This window comes from Mycobacterium toneyamaense, assembly GCF_055384815.1.
Genome location: NZ_AP040333.1, coordinates 3,310,892 through 3,324,348, shown reverse-complemented (window position 1 = coordinate 3,324,348; position 13,457 = coordinate 3,310,892). Strand labels below are relative to the sequence as shown.

General features: G+C 68.4%; 15 protein-coding genes. 4 read left to right on the top strand and 11 right to left on the bottom strand.

Going from position 1 to position 13,457, the window contains the following annotated elements:
- Position 1: 1 nt before the first annotated feature.
- From ACZ5IQ_RS16050 to ACZ5IQ_RS16035, 4 genes are all read left to right on the top strand, one after another.
- Complete coding sequence (locus ACZ5IQ_RS16050; protein WP_464480022.1) at positions 2-1,159, top strand: acyltransferase family protein; 1,158 nt, start codon at positions 2-4, stop codon at positions 1,157-1,159.
- A gap of 42 nt (positions 1,160-1,201) precedes the next feature.
- Complete coding sequence (locus tag ACZ5IQ_RS16045) at positions 1,202-1,669, top strand: glycine-rich domain-containing protein (RefSeq protein ID WP_212814804.1); 468 nt, start codon at positions 1,202-1,204, stop codon at positions 1,667-1,669.
- A gap of 64 nt (positions 1,670-1,733) precedes the next feature.
- Complete coding sequence (locus ACZ5IQ_RS16040) at positions 1,734-2,324, top strand: hypothetical protein (protein ID WP_244872535.1); 591 nt, start codon at positions 1,734-1,736, stop codon at positions 2,322-2,324.
- A gap of 62 nt (positions 2,325-2,386) precedes the next feature.
- A complete protein-coding gene (locus ACZ5IQ_RS16035; protein ID WP_174557662.1) occupies positions 2,387-2,662 on the top strand; it encodes a hypothetical protein in 276 nt (91 codons plus the stop codon).
- 9 nt (positions 2,663-2,671) lie between these two features.
- Here the strand turns inward: ACZ5IQ_RS16035 and ACZ5IQ_RS16030 are convergent, their stop codons facing one another.
- From ACZ5IQ_RS16030 to ACZ5IQ_RS15980, 11 genes are all read right to left on the bottom strand, one after another.
- Entirely contained in the window at positions 2,672-3,355 is a 684-nt protein-coding gene (locus ACZ5IQ_RS16030; protein WP_212811369.1) for a sensor domain-containing protein, read from the bottom strand.
- Between the two features lie 196 nt (positions 3,356-3,551).
- Positions 3,552-4,193, bottom strand: a complete 642-nt coding sequence (locus tag ACZ5IQ_RS16025; RefSeq protein WP_212811370.1) for an FKBP-type peptidyl-prolyl cis-trans isomerase — start codon at positions 4,191-4,193, stop codon at positions 3,552-3,554.
- A gap of 10 nt (positions 4,194-4,203) precedes the next feature.
- Positions 4,204-4,818, bottom strand: coding sequence for a class I SAM-dependent methyltransferase (locus tag ACZ5IQ_RS16020; protein ID WP_212811371.1), 615 nt, complete (start codon positions 4,816-4,818; stop codon positions 4,204-4,206).
- Between the two features lie 25 nt (positions 4,819-4,843).
- Positions 4,844-6,745, bottom strand: coding sequence for a transketolase (locus ACZ5IQ_RS16015; RefSeq protein ID WP_244881363.1), 1,902 nt, complete (start codon positions 6,743-6,745; stop codon positions 4,844-4,846).
- A 48-nt stretch (positions 6,746-6,793) separates the two neighbouring features.
- Positions 6,794-7,333, bottom strand: a complete 540-nt coding sequence (locus ACZ5IQ_RS16010; RefSeq protein WP_212811373.1) for a cysteine hydrolase family protein — start codon at positions 7,331-7,333, stop codon at positions 6,794-6,796.
- A gap of 44 nt (positions 7,334-7,377) precedes the next feature.
- Positions 7,378-8,076 carry a hypothetical protein gene (locus ACZ5IQ_RS16005; RefSeq protein WP_244872536.1) on the bottom strand — a complete coding sequence of 233 codons (699 nt, stop codon included), beginning with the start codon at positions 8,074-8,076 and terminating at the stop codon, positions 7,378-7,380.
- Positions 8,073-9,836 carry a VWA domain-containing protein gene (locus ACZ5IQ_RS16000; RefSeq protein WP_212811374.1) on the bottom strand — a complete coding sequence of 588 codons (1,764 nt, stop codon included), beginning with the start codon at positions 9,834-9,836 and terminating at the stop codon, positions 8,073-8,075. Before ACZ5IQ_RS16000 ends, ACZ5IQ_RS16005 begins: the two co-directional genes overlap by 4 nt.
- The gene (locus ACZ5IQ_RS15995) at positions 9,827-10,303 is read right to left on the bottom strand and encodes a hypothetical protein (protein WP_212811375.1); all 477 of its coding nucleotides are present in this window, start codon (positions 10,301-10,303) and stop codon (positions 9,827-9,829) included. Before ACZ5IQ_RS15995 ends, ACZ5IQ_RS16000 begins: the two co-directional genes overlap by 10 nt.
- A complete protein-coding gene (locus tag ACZ5IQ_RS15990; protein WP_212811376.1) occupies positions 10,293-11,159 on the bottom strand; it encodes a DUF58 domain-containing protein in 867 nt (288 codons plus the stop codon). Before ACZ5IQ_RS15990 ends, ACZ5IQ_RS15995 begins: the two co-directional genes overlap by 11 nt.
- A gap of 7 nt (positions 11,160-11,166) precedes the next feature.
- The gene (locus tag ACZ5IQ_RS15985) at positions 11,167-12,168 is read right to left on the bottom strand and encodes an AAA family ATPase (protein WP_212811377.1); all 1,002 of its coding nucleotides are present in this window, start codon (positions 12,166-12,168) and stop codon (positions 11,167-11,169) included.
- 12 nt (positions 12,169-12,180) lie between these two features.
- Positions 12,181-13,362 carry a zinc-dependent alcohol dehydrogenase gene (locus ACZ5IQ_RS15980; RefSeq protein ID WP_212811378.1) on the bottom strand — a complete coding sequence of 394 codons (1,182 nt, stop codon included), beginning with the start codon at positions 13,360-13,362 and terminating at the stop codon, positions 12,181-12,183.
- Positions 13,363-13,457: the final 95 nt, after the last annotated feature.

The window sequence follows — 13,457 nt, the reverse complement described above, 5'->3', positions numbered from 1 at the left end:
CATGACCGCCCCTGCCGCCGAGCCCGTCAGCGGCACCCGTGGGTTCCTGCCTGCGGTCGAAGGCCTGCGGGCGGCCGCGGCCCTGGGTGTGGTGCTCACGCATGTGGCATTGCAGACGGGCTACACCGACGGGGTTGCCGGCCGGTTGCTGGCGCGCTTCGACCTGGCGGTGGCCGTGTTCTTCGCGTTGTCGGGTTTCCTGCTGTGGCGTGGTCACGCCGCTGCGGCGCACGGGCTGCGACCCGAACCCGAGGCGGCGCCGTACTACCGGTCCCGGCTGGTCCGGATCATGCCCGCGTATCTGCTGACGGTGGTCGCGGTGTTGACCCTGCTGCCGGACGCCCACCGCGCGGACCGGGCGGTGTGGCTCGCAAATCTGACCCTGACGCAGGTCTTCGTCCCCAAGACGCTGATCGCCGGGCTCACGCAGATGTGGAGCCTGTCGGTCGAGATGGCCTTCTATCTCGTGGTGCCCGTGTTGGCGATCCTGGTCGCGAAAGTGTCACTGCGCCTGCGCGTTCCGGTGATCGCGGGCGTGGCGCTGCTCAGTTTCGGTTGGGGTTATCTGCCGATCCCGGCGTACCACGGGGCCAATCCGCTCAACTGGCTGCCGGCCTACGCCTCGTGGTTCGCCGTGGGGATGTTGTTGGCGGAGTGGATGTTCCGGCCGTACGGCTGGGCACATCGGTTGGTTCGGCAGCGCTCGATCCTGATGGCGGTGGCGGTCGTCGCGTTCCTGGTGGCGGCATCGCCGCTGGCCATGCCCGGCGGCCACCAGCACGCAACCCTCGGCCAGTTCATCGTGCGGACGGCGCTCGGGGCCGTCATCGCCTGGGCCCTGCTGGCGCCGCTGGTCCTGGACGTCCCGGACGGCCGGCACCGGGTACTGGCCAGCGCCCCGATGGTGACGCTCGGCCGCTGGTCGTACGGCCTGTTCCTCTGGCACCTCGCCGCCCTCGACATGGTGCTCGCCATGATCGGGCAGACGACGTTCCCCGGCGCGCTACCGGTCGTGATGGTCCTGACGACGACGTTCGGCTTCGCGGTGGCCGCGGTGAGTTACGCGCTGCTGGAGGAGCCGTGCCGGGTGGCGCTGCGGCGCTGGGAAGCGCGGCGACGGGCCGCGATGGCCGATCTCGACTTGCCGACCGCGACATAGAGTTGCAGGGTGCGATTCACGCGTCAGGGGCCGCTGGACCGGATGAACGCCGCGGTGGCAGAGCTCGAGTTGCCGGACGCGGTGTACAAGACGTGCCCTTGGCAGCCACGGGATCTCGTGACGGAGGGCCTGCGGCAGTGGTTGCGGTGTTGCGGGGTGGCCATGCGCGACGGTCAGGTGATCGGCATGCCGTCGCACGCCGTCGACGAGGCCTGGCACGGGCTGATCCTCTGTACCGCAAGGTATTCGGCCTTCTGTGACACGGCCTACGGCCGGTTCCTGCACCATCATCCCGAAGGCGGGGCGCCCGCCGGCGCCGTGTCGGAGCCGATGCACGAGCAACTCCGGCGGACGGTCATCGCGTGGGAAAAAGTCGCCGGACCGGATGAGGACTGTGTGCTGTGGGACCTCGACGAACGCGTCGGGGTCGACAAACCGTGGGGGATCGCTGCGGCGCGGGTCGCGGAAATCAGGTCGGCGTACCGGGCTTTTCAGGCCCGAACGAGATGACGGAGGCCGGTACACGCGATAGCCTGACCCGTTACGGACGCCGGTTGAAAGGACGGACGAGCATTTGAAGACCGAGCGACAGCGTTTCCACGCGCCGGTGATAGTCGGCGGTGTGCTGCTGGCCGGTGCGCTCGCGGCGGCCGGTCCGGCTGCGGCGGACCCGGCCACACCGACGACACCCGCACCCGGCCAGCCCGTCGTGGAGCCTGCGAGCGGTCCCAGCGGCCCGGTGGCCGCGCCTCCGATCGGCGCTCCGACGGTCCCCGAGATCGAGAACCCGCAGTACGGCGCCGGTAGTACGCCGGGTCAGCTCGGCTATCTCCGGGACATCTGGCACACGTTCCACAGCGGCAACCCGATCGAGGCGCTCACCATGCCGCCCGAGGAGGCACCCGGACCACCGCCCGGTGCGGGGCCGGCGCCCAAGCTGCCACCAGGGTTCATTTCACTGACCGATCCGGCGTCGTCGAACCCGATCGTCGACACCGGGCCCAAGACCGGTGGACCGGCGCTGCCTCCGGGCTACTACCCGCTGAACGGCCCACCGCCGCCCGGGTACTACGACGCCCCGGGTGCGGCGCCGGCCACGCCGGCGCCGGGTGGTCCCGGCGCGCCGCCGCCGGCTGCCGGATTCGCGCCGACCCCATCGCACTGACTCGACGGCGTAATGTGATTACATACGCTAAGTAATCGCAGTCTACGCAGGGGAGCGTGTGCATGACCTCGATCAAGAAGACCTTGTCCGCCGCCGCCGTCGCGGGTTCGCTCGCCGCGGCCGCGCTCGGCTTCGGTATGCCGCTGGCTGCTGCGCAGCCGCCGCCACCGGCGCCCGGGCTGGGCGAGGAGGTTCCGCCGTGGGCCCCGAAGAAGCCGGCTGAGGTGTGGGACGGTCAGCCCGTCGTGTGGACCTCGGCCTGGGGCGGCCGGTGGGGCGTCTGGATCAACGACGGGTTCATCCCGCTGACGTCGAACCCGGTCACCAACGGCGGGTAACCACCGCGGTCACCATCGTGCCGCGACGTTGGTGCCGATCTGGGTGGCGATCTGGACCGCCGTGTCCGCCGGATTGGGACTGCACGTGTTGATGTCGATGATGACGTTGTTCTTGTGTGCCAAGGCGCGGCCGCATGCCCATCCGGGTGCGGCCGCGTCTTGTTCTGTCGCGACGACGCTGAGGGTGTCGTGCGCGTTGGTGATCGGCCCGACCGACCACTGCGACTGACTCTGCGTGTGCGTGTACTGCTTGCACGCCGGCCATAGCTGCGCTTGCGTGTTGAAGAACTCCTGCGCCTTGTCCTGCGTCGGAAACAGGACGACAGCCTGCTTGAGGTAGTGGGTGAACTTGTCCCCGTCGTTCATGCTCTGCTCGCGCTCGGCCCAGAAGCCGCTGCCCGCGTACACCGCGGCTTCCGCGGCGCCGTCGATGACGAGGCACTCCGGCGGTGCCATCGTGGCGCTGTTGTCCGACATCGTGGACTGAGCGCTGAGCACCGTCATGGCGGCCGACCCCATGGTCGCGTTGACCTGGTCGGGGTTGAGCAGCAGACCGTCCAGTTCGCGTTCGACGAGGGGCCGGGCCACCATCGGCGGCGTGGTCACCGGCACGGGTGTACCGGCGGTGCTACCACATCCGGCGGTCAGAACCGCGACCATGACGACGGTGACGGTGCCGACAGAGCTGCGCATATATCCTCCCGTCGCGGCAGCGGCGACCTACTGACATGCTGCGCTGTCGTGCTGCGCTGTCCTCCCCAGCGCGGCACTCCAACACTTCTATTGTGGCGTCAGTTGAGGTCGGGGCCACCTTTGCTCGACGGTGTTTCGCGGTAACGATGAACCAAGTTCTTGATAACAGGTTCGCCGCACCGCCGCAGCATGACGGTCAGTTCGACACGTCGAGGATCTTGATCGCGAAGACCAGCGAGTCACCCTTCTCGATGCCCGCGCTCGGCTGGCCGTCGGGGTAGCCGTCGGCCGACGTCATCGCGACGGCGACGGTGGAGCCGACCTTCTGTCCGGCGATGGCCTTCTGGAAACCGGGCACGACGCGCAGGAGGGAGAAGGTGGCCGGGGCGCCGCGGTCGTAGGCGCTGTCGAACTTCGATCCGTCACGCCCGTTGAAGCCCGCGTAGCAGACCGAGACCGTCGCGGTTTCGGGGACGACGGGTCCGGTGCCGGCCTTGAGTGTCTGCACCTGGGTCTGGTTCACGCTGAACGGGCCCTTGACGGTGACGACCGGAGCCGCGGTATCGGTGGATCCGGTGACGGCGACGCTGCCGGTGGCGCCGCTCAGGGTCCACTCGGGTGCGCCGCCCTGTCCTTCTGCCGTCGGGCAGGTGCGGGCAGCGGCGGTCGAGGAGTTGTCGAGGGCGGTCGCCGCGCTCGGGGTCGTGGTCACCAACGGCGCCTGCGTCGTGGTCGCCGCCGGTGGCTTCTCGTCCGAGCCACACGCGGTGAGGGCGACGGCGAGGGAGGCGGCGCAGGCGGTCAGGGCAACGGAGGAAGACACGCGAGAGAGGTTCACCGGTGTCACGCTACCCGGGCGGGATCGGGATGAGGACTGCGACCAGGAAGTCGGATTTGTCGGTGAACACCCGCAGATCCCAGGTGGAGAGCAGCAGATCCGGGGTGAGGCCGGCTCGGCTGGCGTCCTGGAAGAACTGATTGAATTCGTAATCGCGGCCGGCGCCGAACCCGATCACCACACGGCCGTTGTCGGCGAGGTGGGCGCGGAGCCGGGAGAGCACCTGCACGCGGGTGCTCGGGGCGACGAACGTCATCACGTTGCCGGCCGACACGATCAGGTCGAAGGGCTCCGGTATGCCGCGGGCCGGCAGGTCGAGTTCGGCGAGGTCGCCCACCAGCCAGCGCGGTCCGGGGTGATCCTCTTCGGCGGCCGCGATGAGAGCGGGGTCGACGTCCACCCCGACCACCTCGTGCCCGGCCGCGGCGAGGTAGCCGCCGATCCGGCCGGGGCCGCAGCCGGCGTCGAGGATTCGCGAGCCGCGGGCAGCCATCGCGTCGATCAGGCGGGCTTCGCCGACGAGATCCTCACCGGCGCGGGCGAGCGCCCGGAACCGTTCGATGTACCACTGCGAGTGGCCGGGATCGGCTTCGACTTTCTGCATCCACAGGCTCTGCTCGACCATGCGTCCATTGTCGCAAGCCCGAACTTCAGCGCGGCGTGCTGTCGACAACGCTCTTGGCGATCAACGTCGTCGCGGCTTCCCGGATGCGGTCCGCGTCGATGCCCGCCCAGGCGAGCAGTTCGCGTGTCGTGCCGGAACCGGGCATGCCGCGGACGGCCAGATGCGCGAGGCGGATATCGGCAAGATCGTGAGCGACGAGCGCATCGAGAACCGCCGACGCGAGACCGCCCTCGGGGTGGTGGTCCTCGGCGACGACGACGCGGCCACCGGTGGCGGCGACGGCCGCGGCGACGGTGGCGGCGTCGAGCGGTTTGATCGAGTAACAGTCGATGACCCGGGCGGTGATGCCTTTCCCGGCGAGTTCGTTTGCGGCGCTGAGGCATTCGTGCACCGTCACGCCGGCGCCGATCAAGGTGACGTCATCGTGATCGGATACGCGCAGGAGCTTGGCGCCGCCCACCGGAAACTCCTCGGTGGCGTCGTAGAGCACCGGGTAGGCGCCGCGCGTGGTGCGCAGGTAACTGATTCCCGGCGTCTCGGCCATCGACTGCACCAGTGCCACGGTGCTGGTGGCGTCACTCGGGTACAGCACGACGGCGTCGTGGACGGCGCGCATCATCGCCATATCTTCGAGTGCCATCTGCGATGGGCCGTCCGCGCCGATTTCGACGCCGGCATGGGAGCCGACAAGTTTCACATTCGCGTTCGAGATCGCGCCCATACGGATGAAGTCGTAGGCGCGCGTCAGGAACGCGGCGAACGTGGAGGCGAACGGGATGTATCCGCGGACGCTCAGGCCCGTCGCCGCGGCCACGAGCTGCTGTTCGGCGATGAACATCTCGAAGTAGCGGTCGGGGAATGCCCGCGCGAATTCGCCTGCGTGGGTGGAATTTCCGACCTCGCCGTCGAGTGCGACCACGTGCCGGTTGCGACTGCCGACCGACACCAGCGCGTCGCCGTAGGCCTTTCGCGTGGCGATGTCCGCACCGAGTTCGTAGGTGGGGAGGTCGACGGGCTCGGCCGCCTGCCATTCCTCTGCCGGAGCGGGCGTCGGTGGCTCGAGGCTGCGCACGATCAGTCTGCGCCGGCCACCGAGTTCGGCGATAGCCCGTTCGGCCATGTCGTCGGGCAACGGTTTGCCGTGCCAGTCCGGGCTGTCCTCCACCTCCGAGAACCCTTTGCCCTTGATGGTTTTGGCGATGATCACCGTCGGGCGGTCCACTGCTTCCGCAGTACCGACGCCGGCCATGGCTTCATCGATCGCGTTGAGGTCGTGGCCGTCGATGACGACCGTCCGGGCGCCGAAAGCCTGACAGCGCCGCTCGTAGGCCGCGACGTTCCAACCGAGGTCTGTCGGGCCCCGCTGTCCCAGCCTGTTCACATCGATGAGGGCGACCAGGTTGTCCAGCTTGTAGTAGGACGCTTTGTCGAGCGCTTCCCACATGGAGCCTTCGGCCATCTCGCTGTCACCGCACAGCACCCACACCCGGTACGGAAGGCCGTCGAGGTACTTCCCGGCCAGCGCGAGTCCGACGCCGTCGGGCAGTCCCTGGCCGAGCGAGCCTGTCGCGACGTCCACCCACGGCAGTACCGGTGTGGGGTGACCTTGCAGGCGCTGCCCGAACCTGCGGTAGCCGTCGACCAGTTCTTCGTCGGTGATCGCGCCGACGGCCGCGAAGGCCGAATACAACAGCGGTGACGCGTGGCCCTTCGAGAAGATGAGATGGTCGTTGGTGACGGCGGCCGGATCGCGCCAGTCATAGCGCAGGTGACGGGTGATCAGCACGGCGACGAGATCCGCGGCTGACATGCTCGACGTGGGGTGACCGGATCCGGCACTGGTGCTGGACCGGATCGAATCCACGCGCAGACGCGCCGCAACTTCGGCCACGGTGTCCATGGGGGTTATCGGTGGTGTCGTGTTCACACAGGGCGCATACCCGGTGTCACGGTCGGTACACGCGCGCCCGACGCGTCAGGGCAGACACCGCGTGGATTCGATGATCTCGGCGCCCATGTTGCGCCGCATCATCTTCAGCGCCGCGTCACCGAGTTGCGGGTCGATGTGCGCGACCGCGTCGGGTGGGACGATGACGTCGTAGTGCCGCAGGTACCCGTCGAGGGCGCTGTAGAGAATGCACTGTTCGGTGACCTGACCCGTCAGGATCAGCCTGGTGACGCCACGCTGCCGCAGCAGGTAGTCGAGGGCGGTGGCGTAGAAGACGCTGTGCCGCACCTTGGTCAGAAAGGTGCTGCCCTGTGCCGGCACCAGCGGCTTGACGAGCTCGGGATGGCTCCCGGACAACGCGACGTCGACGATGCCTTCGCCGCCGACGCTGAAATCTTCATGGTTGTCGTTGACGTACAGGACGTCCACACCCGGGTGTGATCGGGCCGCCGTCAGCAGCCGGTGCAACGGATCGAGAATCTCGGCGACATTCGCCGCAAGTTCCTCACCGTCTTCGTGCCGGTAGTCGTTGAACATGTCGATGATCAACAGAGCGGTGTCACTCATCGATGGTACATACCCAGACGTCACCGCGGGCACACCTGCCGAAGTCACCGTGCCGCGTCGCGCAGGATCTGTTGCAGCCCTTGCATCGGGTCGGCGCCGTCCGGCGGGGGCAGCGGTGGCGGAAGGGTCGACGTGGCATCCCCGGCCGCGGGCGGCGGCGCCGGGGGCGGTGCTGCCGGAGGGGGTGGGGGCGGCGCGGCCGGCGGCGGGCCGGCCTCGGCGAGCTTGGCGTCCAGCCGGGGCAGGGCCTCTGCGCGGATCCGGCGCCGCTGCGCATCGGGGTCGGCGTTGCCCGCGAAACAGTCGGCGGGCGCGTGCGTGACCACATCCCTGGCGGCGGTGTACTGCCGGACGGCCGCGTCGCGGTCGCCCGCTGCGGCAGCTTGATCGCCGAGGGTTTCGCGGATCAGCTCGAGGTTGACCCGGACCGGGCACGACCGGTCGGCCGGGGTCTGCGCCAGGGCGCGGCCGAATTCGCGGTCGGCATCGCCGAGCCGGTGCTGCAGTACCGCGAGGCTTCCGCCGGCGTACGACGTCCGGCCCGGTTCGATCACGTTGAACTGGCGCAGGATTGCGACGTCGTCGGACAGCGCGGCGGTGTCCCGGTTCGCATAGTCGGTGACCGCCGAGTCGCCGACGACAGCGACAGTTGCCAGCTTCGCGGCGAGGATCAGCACCGCGGCGACGACGGGCGCCGAGCCCAGGAGCAGTCGGCGACGCAGCTTTCGTCGGTCGGTGTTCACAGTCGTACCCGGTCCAGTCGGGTGCGGGCCGCTTCCCGCAACGTCAGGAACAGTTCGATGAGAAGCAGCATGGCGGCGAGCCCTGAGAGCGCCCAGTAGAGTTCCGTTCCACTGTGACCCGAGCCGATGGGCGATTGGACGGGGCGGGCGACGTCGGTGAGCGCCTCGGGCGGCAGCCCGGCCGCGGGCCGCGGCACATACGGCACCCCGATCTGCTCGGCAACGGCCCGTAGCGAGGGGACCGCGTCGTCGCCGTAACCGATCACGGCCCCGCCGGCGACCACACCTTCCGGTAGATCGAATTCCCTTTGCGGAGTGGCGGATTCCGGTGTCCCCGCGCCGAGGTAATACACGAGGTTCTTGGCGTCCGGGTATTGCTGGGCTGCGCTGAGCAGCTGGTAGCGCAGCACCGTACTTGCCGCGCCGGCGTCGGTATGTGCCGGTTCCGATGTGGGGTAGGTGACGGGAGCCGTCGCGACCGGCTTCAGACTCCACGCGTCGGCCGAGAGCGGCCATTCCACTGCTGGGCCGGACGCGAATCCGACGACGGCGAACCGCGCGGTCGGATAGCGGTCGATCAGTTGCGCGATGTCGGCACTCGCCTCGGCCGCGCGTGAGCGGCCGTCGGGTCCCGGTGCCGCCATGTCCGCCGAGCGGTCGACGACCAGGAAGACACTCGGCTCGAGCGCGCCTGCGGTCTGGGGCGGCGGGGGTGTCGCCCCGATCGCCGGGCGCGTGCCGGCGGCGATCAACAGCACCACGGTCAGGCCGAATCCGGCCCAGCGCCACGTCCGCCAGCCGGCGTGTTCGGTGCTTCGCCGTCGCCACCATGCGGCACCGCAGGCGGCGAGCAGGGCGACCACGAGTGCGATGTCCGGAGTCTCTGTCGGTGTGGCGGCGACGTTCGTCCGATCGGCCGGGGGCGGATGGCGGGTGATGTCGCGCAACGACGCACCGATATCAGTGGCAGGGTGCGACCTGCCGCCGGTGTCGTGCACGAGGCCGGAAACGGTGCCCCCATCGGCGCCGACGATGAGTGCGTTCACCTGGATCTTGCTGGTGGCAGCCAGGTCTCGAAGCGCGGTGCCGTCGAACAGCCGGCCGGCCTCTCCGCTCGAAGCGTCTGGCCCGACGTAGATGAGTGACCTGCGCGTCGCCGTGCCCTTGGCGGCCGGCGGGAACCCGGTCATGCACAGCGCGAGGAGGTCTTCGATGTTCGGGGTGTAGCCGGTGTAGCGGACGGGCGCGACGAACGGTCTGGCGTCGCTGCGCTTGATCTGCCGACCATAGGCGGTGAGCTCCGCGGCCACGTACTGGTAGTCCCGGGTCAACGGGACGACACGGCGATTGGCAGACGTCAGCCCGATCCGCTCGGTGCGGTACTCCCGGGCCGCATCGGCGAAGAACTGCAGCGTCGCGTTGACGGGGGAATCGGAGACCGGGGCGCCGACGCAGATCATGATGTCCTGCGGCGCAGCGGCTTCGGACCGGCGATCGAGCGTGGGCAGTCCCGTGGGTCGTGCCGTGGCCACGACGGCGGCACCGAAACCCACCACGAGGAGCACGACGGCGGACCACACCGAGATCGTGTTCCGGCGTTGTGCCCGGCGGTATTCGGGCAGCCGTGTCAGGCGGCCGGTGTTGGCGAGCGGTCTGAGATCGCCGGGACGCTGGCGGTGTGGCCAGAGCACGGCCACCGCCACGCACGCCGCCAGCGCGACGCACCCGATGATCGCCGCAATCCGCCAGGTCAGCTCCATCGCCTGACCAGCCCTTCGGCGGTCGCGCAGGCATCGTCGACATCGACGTCCGATCGCGGATTGAATTGCACGTCGACGAGTTCGGACAGCAGCGGTGCGGCGGCGCCGGCCGGGCCGGCTGCGATGGCGCCGACGTGCATGTACTGCACGCGGAGCCCGGTCGCGGCGTGCAGGAACCGGCGGACTTCTCGGCTCAGCGCCGCCCCGGCAGCCGGCGCCGAGAGGTCGCCCGATCGATGGCGCCTGGCGATGCCGCGAATGTCCCGGATCGCGCGCAGCTTGATCATCTCGTCCCGCACGACTCGGATCAACCGCACGTCGCCGATCCGGCGGGACGCTGACATCGCCGTGAAAAGCCAGGCATACCAGGCGATTACACAGACGATCAGCGCAGCCGAAAACCACGGCCACCACCCGGAATAGGGCTCGGGGCCGATTACGTGGCGCAGCAGATCGTCATCTGGCACGTGCGTAGACCCCCGTCATCGCCGTCAGGGCGGGTTTGATCTGGGTGCTCGCGCCGATTCGCGCATGCGGTACGCCGGACAGGGTCAGGAAATCCGAAAGCTTCTGGCGCCGTTCGTCTTCCGATCGCCGGTAGGCTTCGGTGACGGCGCGGTCGAGTGCGGACGGCGGTAGCAGGAACTGTCCATCGGCGGCGTCGTAGCTGCGGCCGGTTCCGGATCCCACCGGCGGCATGTCGGTCACCAGCGCCCACAGGACGTCGTGCCGGGCGGTCAGTGAGCGCAGCACGTTCTGCAACGCGTCACTGATCTCGGGTTCGTCGGACACGATGAAGACCAGGAGCCGGTGGCGGTAATGCGTGGCCAGCCATTGCAGTTGGACCAGCAGATCGCTGCGGGCGGGGGATTCGCCGGCGAGCTGCAGGTAGTGGTGCAGCATGCGCTCGATATGCGTCTCGCCACGCCGCAGGCGGGTGTCGATACAACCACGGCGGTCTCCCGCCACCAGGCCTATCTCGTCGGAGCGGCGCAGCGTCATGAGTCCGATCGCGCCGATGACGTGCATGATGATGTCCTTCTTGAGCTCTCCCGACGGCGCGAGCGCCGACACGTTTCGGCCGGCGTCGGCGACCACCACGATCTTGTGGTGCTTCTCGGACACGAACTGCTTGATGAGGGTGTGGCCGGACCGGGAACTCGCCTTCCAATCGATGTCCCGGACGTCGTCGCCTGGGACGTAGGGGCGTAGTTCGTCGAACTCGAGGCTCCGGGTGTGGATCAGCGCGTAGCGGCCGCCTTCCAGGAGGCTGCCCGGGTCACGGCCGATGTGGATTTTCGCGGCGTCGAGGTGTTTCCCCATGGCGGCCTCACGGCACCGGGACCGTCTGCAGTACCGCGTCGACCACTGCGTCAGGCGTGATCCGCGCGCTCGCGGCCTCGAAACCGAGGATCAGCCGATGCCGCAGCACGCGGTGTGCGAGCATCGAAATATCCTCGGGCACAACGTGTCCGCGGTCGTGGATGACGGCGAGCGCGCGTGCGGCGCGGCAGAAGGCGATGGTTGCGCGGGGGCTCGCGCCGTATTCGACGAGTCGGGCGAGGTGCGACGGTAGGTGTTGGGCGGGGCTGCGCGTGACGTCGACCAGTCGGCTCGCGTACGCGACGAGCGCGCGATCGAGGTGGACCGAGCGGACGATCTCCTGCACCCGCCGGACGTCGTCGAGCGAGACCACGGGGGCCGGATGACGGGCGCGGTCGTACCGCCCGGCGTCCATGCGGTCGATGATCTCGATCTCGTCCGTGATCGACGGATATTGCACGAGCTCTTTGAGCATGAAGCGGTCGGTCTGGGCCTCCGACAGGGGATAGGTGCCTTCCTGGTCGACGGGGTTCTGGGTGGCGATGACGAGAAACGGCTCGGGTATCGGGTATTCGACGCCGGCGATCGTGGTCTGACGTTCCTCCATCGCTTCGAGCATGGCGCTCTGCGTCTTGGCGCTCGAGCGGTTGACCTCGTCGAGCAACACGATGTTGGCGTGCACCGGGCCCAGTTGGGTGGTGAACGTGTTGGTGTCGGCCTCGAAGATCTGCGTGCCGATGATGTCGCTGGGCAACAGGTCCGGCGTGCACTGGATGCGGCGGAAGCTGCCACCGACAGACGCGGCAAGAACGCGCGCCGCGGTGGTCTTGGCGAGACCGGGAACGCTCTCGATCAGCAGGTGACCGCCACCGAGCAGTGAGACGAGCATCGTCTCACGCAGGTGCTCCTGGCCCACGACCTGATGGGAGAACGCCGACGCCACGGCGCCGACGATGGCTCTCGCCTCGGCGATGGCGCCCTGGTCGGGTTGCATTCGGGGTAGTGTCATCGGTCCTTCCGCTCACGGCTTGAGCATCACCTTCACGGCACCGTCCGTTTTCTTCTGGAAGATGTCGTAGGCATGTGGTGCATCATCAAGGGGCAGAACGTGACTGGCGAAGGTGTCGACGCCCAGCGGATCGTCGTCGCCGAGCAGCGGCAGGATGTCGTCGACCCATCTCTTGACGTTGGCCTGGCCCATGCGTAGCTGGATCTGCTTGTCGAACAGCGTCATCATCGGCAGCGGGTCCGACATGCCGCCGTACACGCCGATCAACGAGATGGTCCCGCCGCGGCGGACGATGTCGATGGCCGAGTAGAGCGCATGAAGTCGATCGACCCCGAAGTTCTGCATCATCGGCTTGGCCACCATGTCGGGCAGCGTCGCCGTCATGCGCTGAAGTGCCTGGGCCACAGGCGATCCGTGGGCCTCCATGCCCACCGCATCGATCACCGAGTCGGTGCCGCGGCCGTCGGTCAGCGCCCGGATGGTGTCGCCGATGCTGCCGTCGACGGTGTCGAGGTCGACGGTGTGGATACCGCGCACCGATGCCCGCGCCAACCGTTCGGGAACCCGGTCGACGGCGATCACCCGATAGCCGAGATGCTCGGCGATGCGCGCACACATGTCGCCGATCGGCCCCAGCCCGAGCACCGTGACGCTCCCGCCGTCGGGAATGTCGGCGTAGGCGACAGCCTGCCACGCCGTGGGCAGCACGTCCGACAGGTAGACGAATCGCGAATCCGGCGGTCCCTCAGGCACTTTGATGTGGGTGAACTGGGCCTGCGGCACTCGGAGGTATTCGGCTTGGCCGCCCGGTATCTGCCCGTACAGTTCCGAATAGCCGAACAGCGCGGCACCTTTGCCGTGGTCGCGAACCTGCGTGGTCTCGCACTGGGTGTAGAGCTGCCGGCCGCACATGTAGCAGTGCCCGCAGGAAATCTGGAACGGCACGACGACCCGGTCACCGACCGCCAACCCGTCGACGTCGCTGCCGACCTCGCGAACGATGCCCATGGGTTCGTGCCCGAGAATGTCACCCTCGTGCATGAACGCCCCGAGCACCTCGTACAGGTGCAGATCCGATCCGCAGATGTTGGTCGAGGTGACTTCGATGATGGCGTCGGTGGGCGCTTCGATCTCCGGGTCGGGCACGGTGTCGACTCGGACGTCTCGTCGGCCATGCCAGGTAACTGCCTTCACGCAGGACTCCCATCTCCGGTATCGACCATCGACGGCACCCGTTGACGGTTTGCAAGAATGAGCAGTGGCTACCCCAACTCCGGTATCCCAAAACC

What these genes read in the sequence shown, in the direction of transcription:
- ACZ5IQ_RS16050 (WP_464480022.1), top strand. Translation starts at nt 2, where the DNA reads ATGACCGCCCCTGCCGCCGAGCCCGTCAGCGGCACCCGTGGGTTCCTG.
- ACZ5IQ_RS16045 (WP_212814804.1), top strand. Translation starts at nt 1,202, where the DNA reads ATGAACGCCGCGGTGGCAGAGCTCGAGTTGCCGGACGCGGTGTACAAG.
- ACZ5IQ_RS16035 (WP_174557662.1), top strand. Translation starts at nt 2,387, where the DNA reads ATGACCTCGATCAAGAAGACCTTGTCCGCCGCCGCCGTCGCGGGTTCG.
- ACZ5IQ_RS16030 (WP_212811369.1), bottom strand. Translation starts at nt 3,355, where the DNA reads ATGCGCAGCTCTGTCGGCACCGTCACCGTCGTCATGGTCGCGGTTCTG.
- ACZ5IQ_RS16020 (WP_212811371.1), bottom strand. Translation starts at nt 4,818, where the DNA reads ATGGTCGAGCAGAGCCTGTGGATGCAGAAAGTCGAAGCCGATCCCGGC.
- ACZ5IQ_RS16010 (WP_212811373.1), bottom strand. Translation starts at nt 7,333, where the DNA reads ATGAGTGACACCGCTCTGTTGATCATCGACATGTTCAACGACTACCGG.
- ACZ5IQ_RS16000 (WP_212811374.1), bottom strand. Translation starts at nt 9,836, where the DNA reads ATGGAGCTGACCTGGCGGATTGCGGCGATCATCGGGTGCGTCGCGCTG.
- ACZ5IQ_RS15990 (WP_212811376.1), bottom strand. Translation starts at nt 11,159, where the DNA reads ATGGGGAAACACCTCGACGCCGCGAAAATCCACATCGGCCGTGACCCG.
- ACZ5IQ_RS15985 (WP_212811377.1), bottom strand. Translation starts at nt 12,168, where the DNA reads ATGACACTACCCCGAATGCAACCCGACCAGGGCGCCATCGCCGAGGCG.